Origin of the sequence: Haloarcula quadrata, assembly GCF_003634715.1 — an archaeon.
Classification (GTDB): domain Archaea; phylum Halobacteriota; class Halobacteria; order Halobacteriales; family Haloarculaceae; genus Haloarcula; species Haloarcula marismortui.
Genome location: NZ_RBWW01000001.1, coordinates 2,734,744 through 2,755,550, shown reverse-complemented (window position 1 = coordinate 2,755,550; position 20,807 = coordinate 2,734,744). Strand labels below are relative to the sequence as shown.

Genomic DNA, 20,807 nt, shown 5'->3' with positions numbered 1-20,807 from the left:
CCGCAGTCACGACGCTGAACTGGCCTCAGTCGCGGAGATGTGCCAGTCCATCGCTGGCCGTTTCGGTCGTGTCGTAGCCTCGCTGGCCGTGGACCGTCGCCTCGGCGAGCAGGCCGGCGGCACGAAACTCGGCCAGCAGGCCGTGCAGGTCGCTCTCACAGAGGTCGTAGGCGGAAAGCAGCTCCGCCACGGAGAGCGGCCCGCGGTCGTCGAGTTCGACGAGCAGGCCCAGCGCACGCTCATCGTGAGCTGCTGTAATGACTTGGCGGGCGGCGTCAGGAACGCCCTCAGCGGCCGTGGCAAGCGGCGATTCGCCATCAACGGGTTCGAGATCAGCGTTTGGGAGGTGTTGCTGTTCGCCGGTTTCGGGGTCACGGACCAGACTCGACTCGGTGGACTCCTTCAGCAATAAGTATCGCGTGCCGTCGTCGTCCCGCACAGTACGCATATGGCTGTTTGTAGCCGACCGGGCCGGTTAGCCGTTGTGGTCGCTTGCCTCCGCGCCGTCTGGCTGGGTATCTGTTGTTTCGGTTGGTTCGTCCTCGTCGTCCGATTTGCGCTCCCGTTCGAACTGGACGTACCGAAACGTTCCGTAGCCGAAAGCGATGACGCCGACGAGGAAGATCCGGACCCCGAGGTCGACCTGTCCCTCGAAGTAGGCCAGCATCGGTCCGAGCGAGAGCGCCAGCAGCGCAACGTTGAAGACGATGACGAGTTTGACGAACAGTCCCGTGGCGTCACCGTCGTAAGCGCCGTCCGACGGCGATGGCACGTCCGGCCCGAGACTCTCCGGGTCGAACTCCTCGGGCTCGTACTCGCTCTTTTCGGAGAGGACGCCGCCGCTCTCGTTGGGGTCGTCCTCGCCGGGAATATCCATCACACTAGCTACGACGTGTGGACGCTAAAAGTACTTCCTGTCAGGCGATCTCCTGTAAGGTGAGTGCCGTATCAGTCTGTAGCCACGCGAGAGGGTTCTCTGCATCGTAGATGCGACCGCTTGCTGGTGGTTCGGACCAACGATGAAAGCAAACACCAATCCGACCGACCTGCAAGCTATCACCCCCGTAGAGGCACTACGACTGTATCTCGAAAGCAAGGTAGACGAATGGGCTACAGCGACTAAAGAACTACAACAGTTCCATCTCAATGAATTTGTTGAGTGGTTGGCTGAAGAAGATATAGACGATATGCGGAATATCTCTGCCCGCACCGTTCATAGATTCCGCTTGAACATTAAAGGTGATATAGCACAATCAACACTTGCGCAGCGGGTTAGCTCGGTTCGGCGGTTCTTACAGTTCTGTACGACGATAGACGCAGTGAGTCCGTCTGTACCTGAGCGGGTAGAAATTCCGAACCGAGATACGGAGGCTCGAACAGAGACGCTTGAAGCCGACCATGCAGAAGCAGCATTAGACTATCTGGAACGGTTCGCCTATGCATCAAGAGAACACGCCCTATTGGCGCTCACATGGCATACAGGGATTCGAACGGGTACGTTAGTCGCCTTGGATGTAGACGACGTGGAACCCGCCCAGAACCGCCTACGGATTCGACATCGGCCCGATAGTGATACCCCGCTAAAGAATGGTGAGAAAGCGGAACGGTACTGTGCGCTCTCAGAAGATGTAGCCGAGGTGTTAGAAGACTACATCAATCACAAGCGTATGGATATTGAAGACGACTACGAGAGAGTGCCATTATTCGCTACTGAAAACGGTCGGGCACCAGTGAAAACACTACGGCGGTGGTTTCAGGCAATTACTCGACCGTGCATATACGGAAATAGATGCCCCCATGGTCGTGATAAAAACGAGTGTGCGGCTGCCCAATCAATGTCTAATGCGAGTGACTGCCCATCAAGTGTAAGCGGGCATCCTATTCGACGTGGTGCTATCACGCACTTCCTCCGCAAAGACGTGCCTGAGAAAGTCGTCTCAGATAGAATGAACGTCTCGACTGATGTGCTGGAACAACACTACGACCGTCGTACTGAAGACGAGAAGGCGGAACAAAGGCGTGAATACTTAGACGGCGTGTAGACGCACCACACTTCGTCCCGAGTCGTAGAGTCGGGACTCAATGGTGCGGAGTTATCCGCACAACAGCACCGCTGGGGAGAGCCAAAGAACCGCCTCTTCCCCCAACTACCGCCCCACTCCGCACCCCACTTTCGTGCGCACACACACAACGCGTCTAATCTGAATTGTGGCCTGTAGGAAAACATCTCCTACATGGCCATGCAAGACTCGTCTTGCGGGCTATTCTCAGTGAGTGGCTGAATGGGGTGTTTCTATACCCCTATATTTGCTGTAGAACGTTCCTATCACAGATGTAACGTACAGAGACGGAATATTGTACGTAGCAACCTGCTACCACGAACATACCACCAGTAGCGACGTTCGGGTATTGCTGTAGGGCCGTGCAACCCGTTTGCACCACTCCAACCCCCACAGTCTATGGGGTACAAACAGTACTCCACGGGGTTGTTCGGAGTTATCCGAACTATAGGTTTCGTGCTATCGCACTCAGCGATAGACGAAGCCGAATATGGCTTCGCCCTAAAGAGTGCAAATGTATAAGCCGTACAACCGCTACCGCTGCGGGAGGCCAGAGAACCGCCCCAACTACCGCACTCCAATTCTCAGTCGATCACATCGGGTTAGAGGAAGCGTCTACTTGGGAAGAGTGTGGAAGCCACCCAAGCAGACAGCGAGATAGAAGAAGAGCACCTGCTTAATTTTGTCGTCAATAGTCTTGACGAGGAACTTTCATTAGATCTCGGCGAGAATGTCAAGGTCACGGCAGAGACGCTCTATGAGGTCCTCGCCGGCGCCAGCGCCGGCGGGACCTCGATCAATCACGTCTGCGAAACGACTGACGACTCACCACACGCTAATACCGTCCGTGGACATCTCACCGATCAGTTTGAACTGGATTCGGTTGAATCGGTTGGAGACACGCTGCTTCAACGAGATACGCTTGAGACACTTCCAGATCGACCGGTGGAGGTCTGCGCAGACCTCCACCTCGATCCCTACTACGGTGATGAGGACGAAACCGAGGCTCTGTACTCCTCACAGGCCAAGCGTGGAACAACGACGTTTCACGCCTATGCAACGCTCTACGTGCGCGTACGCAACAAGCGATACACGCTGGCGGTTCGCCAGCTCGTTGCTGGCGAAACCACCAGCGATGTCCTCGGTGAGTTTCTTGAACTCCTTGACGGCCTTGACCTCGGCGTCAAGGCCGTCTACCTTGATCGAGGTTTCTACAACAGCACCTGTCTCAAGCTGCTGTACGCGCACAATTACGCCTATGTGATGCCGATCGTCAAGTGGGGTGAGACGATTCAAAACAAACTCAGCAAAGGCTGGAGCCGCGAGATCGAACACGATCTCGCTGGCGAGGTGGAGTTCCCTGTGTTCATCGACTGCGTGTACCAGCAGGGACGGTACGACGAACACGGGGTGGCGCGTCACGGCTACGCCGCTGACGCGCCCTTTATCGACACGCCACGAGATGCACGAGATCACTACAGCAAGCGCTTCGGCATCGAATCAAGCTACCGATTAGCCAAGCAGAGCCTCGCTTTCACTAGTTCTCAGGATGCTGGACTACGGTTGGTAATGTTTGTAGTGAGCCTACTGCTTCAGAACAGCTGGCGATATCTCCACTGGAGGTACGTGGCGGCGCCCCGCCGTGGGGGGCGCCGCCTCTTGCAGTGGTCGTTCACGGAGTTTTGCGAAATGACGCTTCGCGCAGCTTGGACAGCACTTGGTGTCCGCAGGTCTGTTCCAGCGAATCAACCACTTGACGGCCGGTTCTTCCGGTAGCTGTCCATCGGGCCGGACGGCGGTCGTCAGTGGTGACACTGTCGCGTCGGCGGCAGTCCGCCGCCGACAGCGACGGTCCATCCCGAAAATCATGCTCACCAGCGGTTCGAAGATGCTCCACAGCTAGTTCGGTTTAGTTCACCGTAATCAAACGGGGTTACGCGGCTGTCGATGTGATCGACTGATTCTGTACGATTGCGATTCAGCGGTGGTGGTGGGGTGGTAGTGCTTCTATATTACTTAAGTAGTATCTGCACAGATACATACATAGAGGGAGTGCGGTGGCAGTGACTAATGTTGTTGAATTGCTGTGCGGTGGCTAAGGCTGTGTTCTGAAGGGAGTTTTTGTAGATTACATCAGCGTGCCAACAGTTCTACGCTCCTGCTGTAGATGAGCGTTGGTAATACTCATGCTGATTGAATACTCTACGATTCAGATTAGTGTTGGTGCTGTAGCCGTTGCATTTAGGTAGCTGTAGAATGTATACCTACATACACCCTATCCCACCGCGGTGGGGCGGACTACTCACGTTTCTTGCTGGCTGAGGCGGTTACTAAAACCGTGTTCTAAAGGGCGGTTTGCTGTGGTTTCACCAGCGTGCCAACATACCACACACACTCTTTTGTAGATGAGTGTGGATAATATCCACGCTAATTATATCGGTTCGGCTACAGTTTCGAGAGATAGGTCTATTTCATCCAGCAGATTCATCGCATCGTAGTGTTCTAAAACCAACACATCGTCTGAATAATGGTAGCGGTGCGTGTGGTTATCAGATGCATAGCCGTCACCGTCGTAGGAAATTGTATCGTACCCTATCTCAGCCAGCATATCAGCGAATCTATCGCTATCTACGTCCCAGCCCCGCAGGTCGATTTGTAGGCTACCAAACAAGTCACCTATAAAAGTACTGGCAGTTATGATTGTGGCCTTCAAACAGTCGTTGCTGAGGGATTCCACGGACGTGCTACCCCCCGTATAATTCTCAAATTCAGGATGTGGAATCGTAGAAAGGGCATATACGTCGTTGCAATCTTCAGCAGTAACATCGCCACCGAGACGGTCGTTTAATCCATCAGCCACAGTATCAGAATCTTGATATAATCGCACGGGATTGCTCAGCCAGCCGAGTAGGTCGGAATATGCCTGTAAAAGCTCTCTATCAGCACTTAATACCATTATAGAGGGGTGAGATGTTCTATCAGATATTGTGACTCCACGCAGTATCAAAAATTCTATAATTCCCTGCTGTAGCTTAGAGAGAGTAGGTCGGTGCGATGGAGAGTAACTAAAATGTGTACCTAACCGTTTATACTTGTTACCGCATTTTGGACACGTCGACGTATCTTTGGCTGTTTCGAATGTATCCATACAAATTACCACTATATTTCCACCCTTTTAGGGGATAAATTCATCTTTTCAGTTCTATGCCTACCCATCTGACCGATTCCATCTATGTCCCACGCAATTGGTGGGCACAATATTTCGAGTTGAATCATATGTATTTATCAGCGTGTGGCTTATTATCATGCTCATCTACAGAACGAGCATAGTACTGCTGGCACGCTGGTGAATCCACAAAAACTCCCTTTAGAACCGCACTAAGTCACCGCACAGCCACTTAGCAACAGTAGTCACCACCACCGCCCTTCTTACTAATTTATCTGTGCGGATACTATATAAACGTATATTGCGCACACTTCCCACCACCACTGTTGTGTGTTGCAGCAGCAGTTGGGGAGCGGTCTTTGGCTCTCCCGCAGCGGTAGCAGTAGCTGTAACCGTCTACACGGCTTCTCAAGCGGTCGGTATTCTATTCCAATGGATACTACTCGCAACTGAATAAGATTGCACACAGCGTATTCTGTGGCTTCTGAGAGTGATTGTAACACTCAGCGTTACGCAAATATCTAAAAACGGATATTGGTAGTAGACCGTCTCTACCTTTGAGATTTATCCGTCAGTACGTATTAAACGAGGCGAAGTGGGACGCTATGTTTCACTTCAAATATTTTCAACAATGACTACAGATAAGCGAACTGATAGAATTCGAGTGAACAGTCGAGATAAAGAACTTCTGCGCGAAGCCAAGTCTTGCTTCGATGTCCCTGTGCCTCTTGGATTTGTTGCACGAAAAGGCGCGCTAAAACTGATTGAAGAATCTGAAGACGATTCGGAGGTTGGCTTTTAATGGTGGTTGATGAGACTTGCGGCGAATGCGGATGTAGAATTGTACTCCCACCATTTCCTGATAAAAATGGGCTATACTGGTGTAAAGAACACTACCCAGAGCCAAACGACGGTGAATTCACCCATATTCCCGACGAATTTGCTGATTACCGTGATGAGCGGAGGGAAATGTACAATGACTGAGGTTTTTAGCATCGTTTTCACCCCCTCCGCTGGGACGACCATAGAGCTACCAAGTGAAATCGGACGGAAGGACTGCGGCCATTATGATGGAGGTCAGCGAGGAGATGGCACCTTTAAAATCAGTGTTGTTGGCCGTGGCAAAAAGTCCGAATACGTCGTTCTGAGCAATGATGTAGGTCATACAGAGGTAGAGGGAGATTCTGAAATTCTCGGTACTGATGTGGCCGATGAGACGCTGTGGTATGCGGTACCGCGGTCGGCCTACGGGGGTGGCGAGTAATGTTGGATAGCGAACAACTCGAAGAAGCACAAGAGCGAGATGGTAGTACGGCTGAAGATAGGCCCGATGAATGTGATGCAGCATTTGAACGAGATTATCCCGCTGTTGGCTTCGGTAATGGTTCACCGATACTCGATAAAAAATACGACGAATATCCGAGCGGTGATGATATTCTCTCACCAGACGCCAGCGGGGTTCTGGAAACTCTCGCAGAACACCCGCTTATCGGGAGCGTCCGTGATATCTCTGATGAACTGAGAGCCGATGTAACGGTTGTGAGTAAGGCGCTTGAATTGCATGATGTAGACCGCATAGAACCAGTTGAAGACGATGCACAGCCATCTGAGAGCGAATTAGAGCTACCTGATGGCACGGTCGTGGATACGGAACAGTTCCGTACCCCTATCTATAGAGACGCCCGTCTACTCGAATATCTCTACGTAGATTGCGGTTACTCTATTGCCGAGATGCGGGAGTTTCTGGAATCCGAACGGAATCACGGGCGGGGGGCAGAGAAACCACGTTGGACGGTGGATAATACAGATATTCGCACAGAACTGGAAATGGTCGGACTTCTCATCGGTGACGGTGACGACGGTGAGCGCGACGATATTCGATTGGGTGGGGCGAGTCTATCGGAATCTGAGACTTCGGGCACAGATGGGCTAACAGTTAGCACATCCGATTTCTGAATAGTTAGCAAACTGAAACAGACGGCAGCAATAATTATCAATATGACTACACAGACAGCAGCAACAGGTAACAGCAGCAGCGATATCCAGTGGAATAGTAGCGATAATCTTAGCCGAGAGATAGGCGATACATCACATAACCCTAAAACCGTAGTGCGAGAGCGAGATGCCTACGAAATTAGTGAGTATAGCGGTCAAAGGGACTACGACGGCGATGCATCTCACGGCAGCAGATTCGACCGTGGCGATATTCCACAGCAGAAACAAGAAAAGTGGCGAAGGTTGTGGATGTTGAATGAAGGGGCCAATCCATCGTATGAAGACGGTGATGGGCTTGAGTCTCAGATTTCTAATCCATCTGATACGACGGGGCGTAGAGCGCATCAAGATAAGTTGGAAACAGTCGAGCGTATCGGTGCTAAATTCGAGGTACCTTCAGCTACAATAAACGAGGCGAGAACCTTAGCCTCTGCTGTAGACGCTACGGGCCACAGTCTGGAGAAGGTCGCTATTGGGGCTATCGTCGTCGCCAATGATAGGCACATCGCTGAGAAAGTGCGACGTTCTGATGTAGATAGCGCCGTCGCAGATGTGTTTGAGGGCAGTTTAAGCGATGCAGAAACAAATACCGCCTTAAACCTACTCGAAGACGCTGAGACGCTACCTAAACTGTTTCAGCGACGGCTGAAAGGTAGGAGCGACGTTCAATCCTACGTTGAAGACTGCGATTTTACTGTTCAATCAGCGATGGGGGTGTTCTATGATGACTGAATATCCCTACGATATTTCCGTCGATAATGAAGAAGTTTCCAGACTCCTATCTGAGAAACAAAAGCCGTGGTGGGATGCAAGAGTATTAGATTGCCTACATAACGAATTACATCTTAGCTTAGCTGAAATAGGTCAGTTATTTAATATAAGCCGCCAATCTGTTCGGCATGCTGCGAAGGAGCTTGATGTGTCTATAGAGAGGAAAGAGAGTAGTTACTCGAAGATTATTGATAAGGAACAAAAGCGGTTAGATGATTTTGAGAATCAAAACGGGTTATCTGATTTTATGTAGACGAATCTATCAGCGATAGTGATAGGTCGTGGCCGAAAATAGTAGCCACGACGAGAAACAGACAGCAGCAGGCGGGTGACTAACCCCGCCACATGGACAACACTTCAAACTTCCACAGGTAGCAGCAAGCTAATTGAAGTTGAAACGGAATCCCACCGCTTCACTACTGTTTCTGAGCGCATGGTATAAAAAGGGACTTAAAAGGCCAGTATATTGGATTATTTTCTATCTGATAGAAAAAATTAAGTTTAAATCATATTGTTGATTTTGCTATATATGCGCCGTAAGGAATCAAAGATTCCGTTACATCTGTGATAGCGAACTGATGCAGAGTGGACATTCATGCACCCCGCTCCCCGATAAAAAAGATGTTACCTTCCCAACCTAATTACGACGGGTAGGTTGCACGGTTCACACCGTGCGTACCCACGACCTAAGAGCTTAGGTAGGGGTAACAGCAGTGTTGTCCCCCTTGGCTCTCCCGCGCTGTGCTGAAATCACACCGACATTGAACCACTCACCCCCATAAGATGAGAACGACTGTAGAAAGGCGGCAAATATTGCTGTTCCGTATCTCTCTCCATAGGGTAGAGCGATACACTCATTTAGGAATTGGCGTCTTATCCCGCGTGCGACGCGTCTAATCGGATTTGTGGCCTTGAACGGTCGAAAGAACTAGGTGTATTGGCACCTACTATACACTCGAACCGCCAGCAGGCAAGAGCATACCCTACTGCGTGGGGCTATACAAAGCGGCAAGTTGCGTAACCCCTGAAAACGGGCTTATGCAATCTCCTGTAAGGTGAGTGCCGTATCAGTCTGTAGCCACGCGAGAGGGTTCTCTGCATCGTAAAACACTGTCCCCTCCTCGGTCTCGTAGGTCTCGGTCGTCTGGATGGCGTCCGGGAGCGCCGGCTCCGACCGCAGTTCTTCGGACCTATCCGCCTCGCCGTGGGGGGATGCGTGGTGCGACATTGGCCGTCAAACTTGGGTATGTTACTCGATGGCATATACTTTCTGCCTGTGGCAATACCCCGTCGACCGCCGGTGTTTTTATGCGGCATCTCGAAACAAGGCCAAGAATGAGTGACGGGACCCAGGGCACGCTGGGGGACTTCGAGCAAGATGCGGATGAGGATCGCCCGGTCGCCGACGAAGCGGCGGCCATCGCGGGCAACGGTGGGAGCGACGACGGTGACACGAGCGTCGTCGACCTCGACGAGCGCCAGTTCCCGCCGGTCGAGGAGACCGTCGAGTTCGTCGTCACGCAGGTCGACTACACCATCGAGGGGCAGGGCGATGATGAGTCACCGGTCGTCCACGTTTTCGGGCGCACTGACGACAATGAGTCGGTCCACGCGCGAGTCTTCGACTTCCAGCCCTACTTCTACGCACCGACTGACAGCGTCACCGAGGACGGACTCCGCCAGTACGACAGCATCGCCGGCTGGGAAGAAGCCGACGCGGACGGCGACCCCTACGAATCGATTCGCGGCGAGCGTCTGACGAAGATATTCGGCCAGACGCCACGCGATGTGGGACAGATCCGTGACGACTTCGACCACTACGAGGCGGACATCCTCTTTCCCAACCGCCTGCTCATCGACAAGGACATCACGAGTGGTGTTCGCGTCCCCGCCCGCGAACTCGACGACGGGAGTCTGAAGGTCCATCACGAGGAAATAACGCCGGTTGAAGCTCACGCTGACCCGCGGGTCAACACCTTCGACATCGAGGTCGACGACAGACAGGGGTTCCCCGAGGACGGCGAGGAACCGATCATTTGTCTCACTTCCCACGACTCCTACCGCGACGAGTACGTTGTCTGGCTGTACGAGTCCCCCGACGGCATCGACGGCCCCGAGGCGCTGGCCGGCTACGACCCGATTCGAGAAGAGTTCGAGGCCGACGTGCGCGTCTTCGACGAGGAGGAGGCCATGCTGGAGGCGTTCGTCGACTACATCGTCGACACCGACCCAGACGTGCTGACTGGCTGGAATTTCGACGACTTCGACGCGCCGTACTTCCTTGACCGTCTGGAGGAACTCCAGAGTTACAACCACGACTTCGATCTCCAGATCGACCGACTCTCGCGGGTCGACGAGGTCTGGCGTTCGGGCTGGGGTGGCCCCGATATCAAAGGCCGTGTCGTCTTCGACCTCCTCTATGCCTACAAGCGAACGCAGTTCACTGAACTCGAATCCTACCGGCTTGACGCCGTCGGCGAGCAGGAACTCGGCGTTGGCAAGGAACGCTACACTGGCGACATCGGTGACCTCTGGGAGCAGGACCCCGAGCAGTTGCTGGAGTACAACCTCCGGGACGTGGAGCTCTGTGTCGAACTCGACCGCGAGCAGGACATCATCGACTTCTGGGACGAGGTCCGCACCTTCGTCGGGTGCAAACTGGAGGACGCGACGACGCCCGGCGACGCCGTCGATATGTACGTCCTCCACAAGCTCCACGGGGAGTTCGCACTGCCGTCGAAGGGTCAACAGGAGAGCGAGGACTACGAAGGCGGAGCCGTTTTCGACCCTATCACCGGCGTCCGTGAGAACGTCACCGTGCTGGACCTGAAGTCGCTCTACCCGATGTGTATGGTGACGACCAACGCCAGCCCGGAGACGAAGGTCGACCCGGAGACCTACGACGGCGACACCTACCGCGCACCTAATGGCACCCACTTCCGGAAGGAACCGGACGGCGTCATCCGGGAGATGGTCGACGAACTCCTCTCAGAACGCGAAGAAAAGAAAGCCGAGCGAAACAGCTTCGACCCGGACAACCCCGAGTACGAGCGTTTTGACAGGCAGCAGGCCGCCGTCAAGGTTATCATGAACTGCTTCACGCCGGATACCGACGTGCTGACACCGGAAGGCGTTCAGAACATTCGCGACCTTGATATCGGCGACGAGGTGTATTCGCTGGACCCCGAGACGGAGGAGATGGAGGTCAAACCGGTGGTCGAGACACAGTCGTATCCGGACTACCGCGGCGACCTCGTGGATATAGAGACGAGCAAGATGGACTTCCGTGTGACGCCGAACCACCGGATGCTCGTCCGAAAGAACGAGACCAACGGAATCACTGAAGACGGGTACAGTTTCGTCGAAGCTGGTGACCTCGACGATGCCACGAACTACGAACTCCCCCACGACTGGGACGGACCGGACGGCGACCCGCTGGACACGGTGGATCTGACCGAGTACGTCGACGACTACGAGGTGTGGGTCCGGCCGTCGGTCTACGGCCACACGTTCGCCGCCGAGATTGGCCACTATCCGGACACAGTGTTGAAAAACGATATCGGCGAGGAAGGGTACGTCTTCGGCCCCAAGGAGTTCGAGGCCAACCGCGAGTATATCGAATCCGTCGCCGAACGGACGTATATCCACGCCGAATCGGGCCGGAAGTGGATACCGCGAACCTTCGACAGCGACGACTTCCTCGAACTGCTCGCGTGGTACATCACCGAAGGGAACGTCTACACCTCCGAGACGAAACAGTTCGGGGAGAAGACCCGCGGGGCATCGACCACGGTCAAAATCGCTCAGCAAGCCATCGCGGACGGCGGCGAGTCCGACCACGCAGCAATTGGTGACCTCCTCGACCGACTGGGGTTCGACTACTACGTCGACGACCGGAGTTACCAGTTCACGTCGGCGCTGCTGGGCGACCTGCTCTGTAACATCTGCGGCGAGGACAGTTTCGAGAAGCGGATTCCCGAGTTCGTCTTCGACCTGAGCCACCGACAGAAGCGGCGCTTCCTCGACACGCTTATCGCCGGTGACGGAGACCGACAGAAGAACTCTTGGCGGTACACCACATCCAGTGACCAACTCCGCGACGACGTGCTCCGGCTCTGTGCGCATCTCGGACTGACTGCGAACTACAACCGTGACAGCGGCTCCTGGCGAATCTACGTCACGGAAGACAACAAGAACACGCTCCGGATGCATCGCAGCGGGTCACGGAGTACGGCCGACGACGGTGTCTACTGTGTCACTGTTGCGGACAACCACACGCTCATGGCCGGCCGCAACGGGAAATTCCAGTTCGTCGGTCAGTCGTTATACGGCGTTCTGGGGTGGGACCGGTTCCGTCTCTACGACAAGGAAATGGGCGCAGCGGTCACCGCCACCGGTCGGGAGGTCATCGACTACACGGACGAGGTCGTCGCAAACGAGGGGTACGAGGTCGTCTACGGGGACACCGACTCCGTTATGCTACAACTTGGCAATGTCGGTCCAGATGACGTCGAAGGCGACGTCAAAATCACCGACCAGATGCGCGAGAAACACCCCGAGATGGACGACGACGAGCTCGAACTCATCGCGACGACCATCCAGAAAGGGTTCGAACTGGAGGAGACGATTAACGCCTCCTACGACGAGTTCGCGATGGAGCGGCTTAACGCCCAGTTCCACCGCTTCGAAATCGAGTTCGAGAAGCTCTACCGCCGGTTCTTCCAGGCGGGCAAAAAGAAGCGCTACGCGGGCAACATCGTCTGGAAAGAGGGCAAGCACGTCGACGACATCGATATCACCGGGTTCGAATACCAGCGGTCAGACATCGCGCCGATCACGAAGCGGGTCCAGAAGGAGGTCATCGACCGCATCGTCCGCGGAGAGGACGCAGAGTCCATCAAGCAGTACGTCAGCGATGTCATCGAGGACTATCAGGACGGCAACGTCAACTACGACGACGTAGGTATTCCCGGTGGCATCGGGAAGAAACTCGACAACTACGACACCGACACTGCGCAGGTCCGGGGCGCGAAGTACGCCAACATGCTTCTGGGAACGAACTTCCAGAGCGGGTCCAAGCCCAAGCGACTGTATCTCGACCGGGTCCACTCGGACTTCTTCCAGCGTATCGAGGAGGAAGAAGGACTGGACCCCCAGCGGGACCCGCTGTACGGCGAGTTCCGGCGGGACCCTGACGTAATCTGTTTCGAGTACGCAGACCAGATCCCCGAGGAGTTCGAGATCGACTGGGACAAGATGCTCGATAAGACGCTGAAAGGGCCGATTGCCCGCATTCTGGAGGCAATGGACATCTCCTGGGAAGAGGTCAAATCCGGGCAGGAACAAACAGGACTCGGGAGTTTCATGTAACCAACAGAAGGCGGGCGCTTACTGCTGTGGGAAATATTATTTCTATATACTGAATTTGAGTTCACGGCAATGCGAAAGCTTCATGGGTGAAACGTACCTTCTTTCGGTTGACCTAAGAGATACCTATGGCGAAACTCGAAATCAACAATCTCCACGCAGAAGTCGCAGAAGAGGACGGTGAAACGATTCTTCGCGGTGTCGACCTCGAAGTCGAGTCCGGTGAAATCCACGCGCTGATGGGTCCCAACGGCTCGGGTAAGTCCACAACGGCGAAGATAATTGCCGGCCATCCCGCCTACGAAGTAACTGACGGGGAAGTACTCATCCACCTCGAAGAGGACGAGTTCGGTGACGAGGAGATCCCGGAGGACCTCCGCACCTGGAACCTGCTCGACCTCGAACCGAACGAGCGCGCCGCGCTCGGCATCTTCCTCGGCTTCCAGTACCCGGCCGAGATCGAAGGTGTCACGATGGTGAACTTCCTCCGCACCGCGCTCAACGCCAAGCTCGAAGAGCGCGAGGAACTCTTCGAGGACGACGAGGAAGAAGAAGCCGAGACAGAGGGCGGCGACACCAACGAGGACGCCGCCGGCTACGACACCTCCCCGATGGAGGGCAACGTCGAAGAAGGCGAAATCGGCGTCGCCGAGTTCCAGGAAATCCTCCAGGAAAAGATGGAGCAACTGGACATGGACGAGAAGTTCGCGTCCCGGTATCTCAACGCTGGCTTCTCCGGCGGCGAGAAGAAGCAAAACGAAGTCCTCCAGGCCGCGATCCTCGAGCCCTCCGTTGCCGTGCTCGACGAGATCGACTCCGGGCTGGACATCGACCGACTGCAGGATGTCTCTAACGGCATCAACGCGCTCCGTGACGAGCAGGGCGCGGGTATCCTTCAGATCACGCACTACCAGCGCATCCTCGACTACGTCGAACCCGACCACGTCCACGTGATGCTTGACGGCCAGATCGCCACCTCCGGTGGCGCTGAGCTCGCCGAAAAGCTCGAGGACGAAGGGTACGACTGGGTCCGAGAGGAAGCCTACGAGGCCGCGTAACGCCCTTCCGTATACAGCGATAACATAACACACACTATGAGTTCAGATCAAGACCACCTCAAGGAAACCGACACGGAGAAGCGCTTCGAGTTCAAGAAAGAGGAGAAGTCCGCCTTCGAAGCCGAGAAGGGCCTCACGGAGGAGACCATCCGGGTCATCTCCGAAGACAAGGACGAGCCGGAATGGATGCTCGAACGCCGCCTTCGCGCACTCGAGCAATTCCACGAAATGCCGATGCCGGACGGCTGGCCGGGCGCACCCGACCTCTCCGAGGTCGACGTCGACGAGATCGTCCCGTACATCCGTCCCGACATCGAGACCCGCGGCGGGGTCGACGACTGGAACGACCTCCCCGAGGAGATTCAGGACACCTTCGACAAGCTCGGCATCCCGGAAGCCGAGAAGAACGCCCTCTCGGGCGTTGGCGCGCAGTACGAGTCCGAGATTGTCTACCAGAACATGCAGGAGCGCTGGGAAGACAAGGGTGTCATCTTCTGTGACATGGACAAGGCTGTCCAAGAACACGAAGACATCCTCAAGGAGTACTTCATGACCAAGGCCGTGCCGCCGAGCGACAACAAGTTCGCGGCGCTGCACGGCGCTATCTGGTCTGGCGGGTCATTCGTTTACGTCCCCGAGGACACTACGGTCGACATGCCAGTCCAGGCGTACTTCCGCATGAACTCCGACGGCATGGGCCAGTTCGAGCACACGCTCATCATCGCCGAGGAGAACTCCGAAGTCCACTACATCGAGGGCTGTTCCGCCCCGAAGTACTCCGAGTTCAATCTCCACTCCGGCGGCGTCGAAGTGTTCGTCAAGGAGAACGCTCACGTCCAGTACTCGACCGTCCAGAACTGGTCGAAGAACACGTACAACCTCAACACCAAGCGCGCCATCTGCGAGGCCGACGGCACGATGGAGTGGGTTTCAGGATCGATGGGCTCGAAGGCCACGATGCTGTACCCCTCGACCGTTCTCAAGGGGCCGGGCGCGACGGACAACCACATCACCATCGCCTTCGCCGGCGAGGGGCAGGACATCGACACGGGCGCGAAGGTCTATCATAACGCCCCCGAAACGAAGTCCACCATCGAATCCAAGTCCATCAGCAAGGACGGCGGCCGCACGAACTACCGTGGCCTCGTCCACATCGCTGACGGAGCCGAGGACTCCTCGACTTCTGTCGAGTGTGACGCTCTGATGTTCGACAACGAGTCGACGTCGGACACGATGCCGTACATGGAGATTCAGGAGTCCAAGGTCGACGTTGCCCACGAGGCGACCGTCGGCAAGATCGGCGACGAGGACGTCTTCTACCTCCAGTCCCGTGGACTGGACGACGACGATGCAAAGCAGATGATCGTCGCCGGCTTCATCGAGCCGATCACGGAGGAACTGCCGATTGAGTACGCCGTTGAGCTGAACCGCCTCATTGAGCTTGAGATGGAGGGGTCGCTCGGATAACCATGAGTACGCAGGTACACGCCAATCTCACAGAGGCGCAGGTAGAACAGATTTCAGACGACCTCGGCGAGCCCGAGTGGCTGCTCGAGACGCGAAAGGACGCGCTCGCAGCGCTCGAAGAGCTCGACATGCCGGACGTCATCCGGACGCCGGGTCGCACCTGGACGAACCTCGACGCGCTCGAATACGAGTCGCTGGTCGACCCGCTCGACTACGCACAGGACAAGGACCGCGTCGATGCGGAGGGCGTCGAGGTCCTCTCTTGGAGCGAAGCGCTTGCGGACCACGAGGACCTCGTCAAGGAGCACTTCGGCAGTACCGTTGACCCGCAGCGGGACTACCTCACTGCGCTGTCGACGGCCCTGTTCTCTGCCGGAACGGTCGTCTACGTCCCCGAGGGCGTCGACGCCGAGGACGTGAAGATCCGGACGACGATGAACAGCCAGTCGCTGTTCAACTACACGCTCGTCCTCGCCGAGGAGTCCTCCTCGGTCACGATTCTGGAGCGCCAGCAGACGGGCGAGACGACCGACGCTGACCAGTACTACTCCGGCATCGTCGAGGTCGTCGCCGAAGAGAACGCCTACGTCCAGTACGGCGCGCTCCAGAACCTCTCGGAGGAGACCTACAACTTCCAGGTCAAGCGCGGCCACGCCGACACTTACGCCACGGTCAACTGGATCGACGGCAACATCGGCTCCCGCCTGACCAAGTCCAACGTCGAAACCCGACTGCTGGGTGACTCCTCCGAGTCACAGATTCTGGGGGCCTTCTTCGGCCACGAGGACCAGCACTTCGACATCGCGTCGCGTGTCTGGCACGAGGCCGAACACACCATCGCCGACCTCGTCACCCGTGGCGTCCTCGACGACGACGCCCGCTCGGTGTACGAAGGCGTTCAGGACGTCGGCCGCGAGGCCTGGGACACGTCGTCGTACCAGCGTGAGAACACGCTCATGCTCTCCGACGATTCCGAGGCCGATGCGTCGCCGAAGCTCATCATCAACAACCACGACACCGAGGCCTCCCACTCTGCGACGGTCGGGCAGGTCGACGCAGAGGATATGTTCTACATGACCTCTCGCGGTGTCGACCCCGAGAGCGCGAAGAATATGCTCGTCGAGGGCTTCTTCGTGCCAGTGCTGGAGGAGGTTGAGGTGGACGAACTCCGCGAGGACCTCGACCAGCTGATCTACGAGCGGCTCAGGCAGTAACCGCCCCCGTCCGCAGCCTTTCCCGTCTACTGCTTCTTGCTACCGGCTCGTTTTCACCAGACAGCCGCTGTGAAGCGTCTCACCGTCCATCAGGGTCAAACCGGACAAGACCGAAGAAGTCGCTGAGTTCCTCGAATCCGCACTTCCACAGGCTGAGGTCGAAGACCGACACGACGGCCACAGCCAATCGCAACAACAATGTCCGTATCGTGTGTTTCGGGGGTATGCCCTTCGAGACGCCGGACCTGCTCGGGCCGTCCGAACCCGTTCCAGACCGACTGTCAGCCAACGAATTCCTGCTCCGGCCGCTGACGCCCACCGACGCGGAAATAGATTACGAGGCCGTGACCGAGAGCGGTGACCGCCTCCACGGGATCTTCGGACCCGACGACGAGTGGCCGACGGGACTGACCCCCGAGCAGAACCGGATCGACGTGTGCTGGCACTATAAGGAACACCAGCGGCGTGACGCGTTCACATACGGTGTATTCGACCCCGCCGAGACAACCGAACTGGGGTGTCTGTACGTCCAGCCGACACGGATAGAGGGGTACGACGCTGCGGTATATTACTGGACGGCGGCGGCCGCAGTCGAGCGTGGCCTTGCCGACGAGATCGAGACGGCCTGCAGGGAGTGGGTTGCGACCGAGTGGCCGTTCGGGCGGGTCGCCTATCCGGGGCGGGACGTGTCTTGGCAGGCGGTACCGGCGGCGGGGACCGAAGGCGACTGATAGTGACCTCTGTACGGTATCGACCGCAGTACGTCGGGCGGTCGTCTCGGGACGCAGGCACAGCAATCACGATACGTCGGAGCCGTCGGGTCGTTTCATACTGTCGGCTGTCCGCCCTGCAAGGCGCTTGCCATCACGGGGTGTATCGTGTCGCAGTGACAGCCAACAGTCTCAGTCCCAGTGGGGAAGCTGTCGCCGCGAAGCCAGACGCAGTCACACGGGTCCAACAGGAACGTGACGCCGCCGCTAGGGCGGCGACAGGGAACCGCTTAAGTCCGGCCCTCCCCGAACTACGTGTATGACTGCAGCACAGCGCCGAGTGGGGGTGTTACCGTGAGTCTTACACAGCCGGTGGCGTCTGACCATCAGCTCGCCCGGCTGCTACAGATCGGCATCGTCCTCGAAGAGGTCGTCGAGGCACGGTCGGCCAAGCACGCCGAAGAAACGAGCGGAGAGCACGAGCAGGCGGTCCTTGACCTCCTTGAGCACGCCGAGACAGAGTCTGCTGAGCACCGCCGGCAACTGGAGTCGCTCATCGACGACCTCGAAGCGGACACCGTCCCGTTCGAAGAAATCGAGATGCTGGTCGAAGCCCAGTACGAAGCCGACAAAGACTTCGATGGCGTGCTGTACGACCAGCTCTGTAACGAGGAGACGGCGTACAAGTTCTACGACGACCTCATCGAAGCGATCGAGGCGTCGGACGTGACATTCACAATCGACCGCGAGCGGTTGCTTGCCGTGCTATCGGACATCCGTGAGGACGAGGCGGAGGGCGTCGAAGACGTAACCGACCTGATGGAGGACTATCAATGAACACGCAGGCCCAGTATCTGAAAGCGATCTATCTCACGCAACAGCAAGAGGACGGTCCGGCATCTACCGGTGACGTGGCCGATATGCTCGATGTCAGCCCGGCGAGCGCAAACGAGATGATCGGGAAGCTCGAAAGCCGAGGACTGCTGAACCACGAGAAGTACAAAGGCGTCGACCTCACTGACGACGGCATCACACAGGCTCGCGAGGCACTCCAGAACTACTGTATTATCGAGCGGTTCCTCATCGAAGTGCTCGAGGTCGAGGAGTTTCGGGCCGAGGCAAAGCAACTGGAGGGCGTTATCGACGAAACAGTCGCTGATCGCCTCGACACTATCATCAATCGCAAACCACAGTGTCCCGATTGTTTCGACTCCGAAGGAGATGTCTGTGGCCTGCTCGAAGTCGAGGCCGAAGTCACCAGCGACTGACCGCCCGCTCTCGAAGCGTTCAAGTGCGTTCCGTCGATTATTCCGAATACAGTGAGTGCAGTCCCGTGGTGGTGAGCAATTCCTTCGGAATTGCGACTCTCACGGGTCAAGCGAACAGAGTGAGCGTAGTCCCGTGGTGGTGAGCAAATCCTGTGGATTTGCGAGGTACACGGGATGAACGAACAAATGAGTGAAGTCCCGTGGTGTAGTGGCCAATCATAAGGGCCTTTGGAGCCCTTGACGGCGGTTCGAATCCGCCCGGGACTATTTTCGCGCCAACAAGTTCGTGAGCGAGAGATATCGCTGCGGATTCGAAGCAGGGAGTGGAGCAACGCGGAGCGACCGCGGTTCGAATCCGTCCGAAGTATGCTGTGACAGAGTCTGAACAGCGACTGCACTTCTATAGGGGAGCAACGATAGCAGTGGGTAGCGAGCAGACACGTCCCAGTCGAGGCCACAAATCGTACGTCCGCACATGAATAGCTCAACGAGTGTCCCAAATTCTGACACCGAACTGTAGATTTATGATGTTCCGTGCCAACTAGTGGCATATGGAAATCAGGGAGGCAGTGCTGTCGGACCGGCCGGCTATCCGTGACGTGGCGCGTCGCTCGCTCGAGGCGTCGTACTCGCTGGGGCCGAAGGCGATTACAAGCGCTATCGAGAAGTGGTACGACGAAGCGCGTATTAACGAAATACTCAGTGAAGAGAGTAATCGGTTGCTTCTCGTCGGCGAGCAGGACGGGCAGGTGGTCGGTCTCTCAGAGAGTGTCCTGTCAGGTGATAGTATCGGGACGATTCTCTGGCTACACGTCGACCCGGCATACCGCGGCGAGGGGATCGGGTCAGCGTTGTTTGACGAGACCCACGGAGAACTCCATGACCGCGGTGCCGAGACGCTTCAGGGACGCGTGCTGGCCGATAACGTCGAAGGCAACAGCTTCTACGAGGACCGCGGCTTCGAACGCGCCGGCACGGGTGAAGTCGATATCGCTGGACGGACCTACGTCGAGAACCTCTACACCGATGCTGACGAACTCGGCCGCGAACGGATAACTGACGACGGTCGGACAGTCTATGTCGATCACAACAACCACGAGTCCGGGTCAATGGCGCCGTTCCATGTGGTCCACGTCACAGAGGAGGGAAGCGATCGTTATGGCTACTACTGCAGTAACTGTGAAACGCTGGCGAACGCGATGGACTCAATGGGCCGCATCGAATGTGACAACTGCGGCAACGTTCGCAAGCCGATGCGCTGGGACGCCGCCTACCTTTGACATCTCCTCCGCCCTGAAGGGCGGGCTTTCTGTTTGTATCTTCGTAATTACGGCGGCGACTGGCCCCCCGTGCGCTGTGACGATTCCTGTCTGTTCGCCGGGAGTAGTATCAGTTTGTAGTACAGTCCGAACAGACACAGGGCAATACCGACGCCAACGAGGACGTCAGTCACCGGGTGTTCGTTCATCGCGTGGGTAACGATCGACACGTCGCCGACGGGCGTATGCAGTGGCTGGAGAGACATATGTACCGATTTATCTATTAGATGTAAAAAGCCGGACTAATGTTCCCAGCCGCTGAGAACCAGTCTCGGCTGTCGCCCGATAGAGACCTCGCCTGACACGGAATCGGGGACAGCGATGGCGGTTGTCCGCTGCTCGGACAACTGCTCCGAAGACCGGTTTTGTGACGCTGTTTGCATCCAGAAACGCCGGGTGTGGCAGCCGTTCT

Annotated in this window: 21 protein-coding genes and 1 tRNA gene; 16 read left to right on the top strand and 6 right to left on the bottom strand. The window is 56.4% G+C overall.

Features of this window, described 5'->3' with window-relative positions; genetic code table 11:
* Positions 1 to 25 precede the first annotated feature (25 nt).
* The 3 genes from BDK61_RS14225 to BDK61_RS24480 are packed head-to-tail and all read right to left on the bottom strand — an operon-like array spanning position 26 to position 1,052.
* Complete coding sequence (locus BDK61_RS14225) at positions 26 to 448, bottom strand: DUF7346 family protein (RefSeq protein ID WP_004957946.1); 423 nt, start codon at positions 446 to 448, stop codon at positions 26 to 28.
* A 27-nt stretch (positions 449 to 475) separates the two neighbouring features.
* Positions 476 to 877 carry a DUF7322 domain-containing protein gene (locus tag BDK61_RS14220; RefSeq protein WP_011223875.1) on the bottom strand — a complete coding sequence of 134 codons (402 nt, stop codon included), beginning with the start codon at positions 875 to 877 and terminating at the stop codon, positions 476 to 478.
* A 40-nt stretch (positions 878 to 917) separates the two neighbouring features.
* Complete coding sequence (locus tag BDK61_RS24480) at positions 918 to 1,052, bottom strand: DUF7331 family protein (protein ID WP_449404945.1); 135 nt, start codon at positions 1,050 to 1,052, stop codon at positions 918 to 920.
* Between BDK61_RS24480 and BDK61_RS14215 the strand changes: the two genes are divergently transcribed.
* Complete coding sequence (locus BDK61_RS14215; protein WP_121303559.1) at positions 1,020 to 2,042, top strand: tyrosine-type recombinase/integrase; 1,023 nt, start codon at positions 1,020 to 1,022, stop codon at positions 2,040 to 2,042. The two genes, BDK61_RS24480 and BDK61_RS14215, sit on opposite strands and share 33 nt — an antisense overlap.
* 648 nt (positions 2,043 to 2,690) lie before the next feature.
* Positions 2,691 to 3,836 (top strand): ISH3 family transposase, encoded by a 1,146-nt coding sequence (locus BDK61_RS14210; protein ID WP_121302812.1) that lies wholly within the window; start codon positions 2,691 to 2,693, stop codon positions 3,834 to 3,836.
* Positions 3,837 to 4,491: 655 nt separating this feature from the next.
* On the opposite strand, the gene BDK61_RS23055 is transcribed toward BDK61_RS14210, so the two are convergent.
* Complete coding sequence (locus BDK61_RS23055; RefSeq protein ID WP_148709149.1) at positions 4,492 to 5,208, bottom strand: hypothetical protein; 717 nt, start codon at positions 5,206 to 5,208, stop codon at positions 4,492 to 4,494.
* 819 nt (positions 5,209 to 6,027) lie between these two features.
* Between BDK61_RS23055 and BDK61_RS23050 the strand changes: the two genes are divergently transcribed.
* Genes BDK61_RS23050 through BDK61_RS14180 form a run of 5 tightly spaced genes read left to right on the top strand, consistent with a single transcriptional unit; the run spans position 6,028 to position 8,245 of the window.
* Complete coding sequence (locus BDK61_RS23050) at positions 6,028 to 6,210, top strand: hypothetical protein (RefSeq protein ID WP_148709148.1); 183 nt, start codon at positions 6,028 to 6,030, stop codon at positions 6,208 to 6,210.
* Complete coding sequence (locus tag BDK61_RS23045; protein WP_148709147.1) at positions 6,203 to 6,490, top strand: hypothetical protein; 288 nt, start codon at positions 6,203 to 6,205, stop codon at positions 6,488 to 6,490. Before BDK61_RS23050 ends, BDK61_RS23045 begins: the two co-directional genes overlap by 8 nt.
* A complete protein-coding gene (locus BDK61_RS14190; RefSeq protein ID WP_121303556.1) occupies positions 6,490 to 7,182 on the top strand; it encodes a hypothetical protein in 693 nt (230 codons plus the stop codon). The genes BDK61_RS23045 and BDK61_RS14190 overlap by 1 nt, the downstream gene beginning before the upstream one ends.
* Before the next feature lie 42 nt (positions 7,183 to 7,224).
* Positions 7,225 to 7,953, top strand: a complete 729-nt coding sequence (locus BDK61_RS14185) for a hypothetical protein (protein WP_148709146.1) — start codon at positions 7,225 to 7,227, stop codon at positions 7,951 to 7,953.
* A complete protein-coding gene (locus tag BDK61_RS14180; protein ID WP_167467388.1) occupies positions 7,943 to 8,245 on the top strand; it encodes a hypothetical protein in 303 nt (100 codons plus the stop codon). Before BDK61_RS14185 ends, BDK61_RS14180 begins: the two co-directional genes overlap by 11 nt.
* Positions 8,246 to 9,028: 783 nt before the next feature.
* Here the strand turns inward: BDK61_RS14180 and BDK61_RS14175 are convergent.
* Positions 9,029 to 9,220, bottom strand: a complete 192-nt coding sequence (locus BDK61_RS14175) for a DUF7331 family protein (protein WP_004517169.1) — start codon at positions 9,218 to 9,220, stop codon at positions 9,029 to 9,031.
* Between the two features lie 107 nt (positions 9,221 to 9,327).
* On the opposite strand from BDK61_RS14175, the gene BDK61_RS14170 reads away from it, so the two are divergent.
* The 9 genes from BDK61_RS14170 to BDK61_RS14130 all read left to right on the top strand — a co-directional run bounded on the left by BDK61_RS14170 (position 9,328) and on the right by BDK61_RS14130 (position 20,356).
* Positions 9,328 to 13,362 (top strand): DNA polymerase domain-containing protein, encoded by a 4,035-nt coding sequence (locus BDK61_RS14170; protein WP_121303553.1) that lies wholly within the window; start codon positions 9,328 to 9,330, stop codon positions 13,360 to 13,362.
* Positions 13,363 to 13,487: 125 nt separating this feature from the next.
* Positions 13,488 to 14,417, top strand: a complete 930-nt coding sequence (locus BDK61_RS14165; RefSeq protein ID WP_011223869.1) for an ABC transporter ATP-binding protein — start codon at positions 13,488 to 13,490, stop codon at positions 14,415 to 14,417.
* A 36-nt stretch (positions 14,418 to 14,453) separates the two neighbouring features.
* Entirely contained in the window at positions 14,454 to 15,884 is a 1,431-nt protein-coding gene (gene sufB / locus BDK61_RS14160) for a Fe-S cluster assembly protein SufB (RefSeq protein ID WP_005537802.1), read from the top strand.
* A gap of 2 nt (positions 15,885 to 15,886) precedes the next feature.
* The gene (gene sufD, locus BDK61_RS14155; protein ID WP_011223868.1) at positions 15,887 to 17,098 is read left to right on the top strand and encodes a Fe-S cluster assembly protein SufD; all 1,212 of its coding nucleotides are present in this window, start codon (positions 15,887 to 15,889) and stop codon (positions 17,096 to 17,098) included.
* A gap of 224 nt (positions 17,099 to 17,322) precedes the next feature.
* Positions 17,323 to 17,829 carry a hypothetical protein gene (locus BDK61_RS14150; RefSeq protein ID WP_121303552.1) on the top strand — a complete coding sequence of 169 codons (507 nt, stop codon included), beginning with the start codon at positions 17,323 to 17,325 and terminating at the stop codon, positions 17,827 to 17,829.
* 333 nt (positions 17,830 to 18,162) lie between these two features.
* The gene (locus BDK61_RS14145; RefSeq protein ID WP_004957923.1) at positions 18,163 to 18,645 is read left to right on the top strand and encodes a hypothetical protein; all 483 of its coding nucleotides are present in this window, start codon (positions 18,163 to 18,165) and stop codon (positions 18,643 to 18,645) included.
* Positions 18,642 to 19,076, top strand: a complete 435-nt coding sequence (locus BDK61_RS14140) for a metal-dependent transcriptional regulator (RefSeq protein ID WP_121303551.1) — start codon at positions 18,642 to 18,644, stop codon at positions 19,074 to 19,076. Before BDK61_RS14145 ends, BDK61_RS14140 begins: the two co-directional genes overlap by 4 nt.
* Before the next feature lie 194 nt (positions 19,077 to 19,270).
* A tRNA-Gln gene (locus BDK61_RS14135) sits at positions 19,271 to 19,343 on the top strand.
* A gap of 284 nt (positions 19,344 to 19,627) precedes the next feature.
* Positions 19,628 to 20,356, top strand: coding sequence for a GNAT family N-acetyltransferase (locus BDK61_RS14130; protein ID WP_121303550.1), 729 nt, complete (start codon positions 19,628 to 19,630; stop codon positions 20,354 to 20,356).
* Positions 20,357 to 20,403: 47 nt separating this feature from the next.
* On the opposite strand, the gene BDK61_RS14125 is transcribed toward BDK61_RS14130, so the two are convergent.
* A complete protein-coding gene (locus tag BDK61_RS14125) occupies positions 20,404 to 20,601 on the bottom strand; it encodes a hypothetical protein (RefSeq protein ID WP_007188809.1) in 198 nt (65 codons plus the stop codon).
* Positions 20,602 to 20,807: the final 206 nt, after the last annotated feature.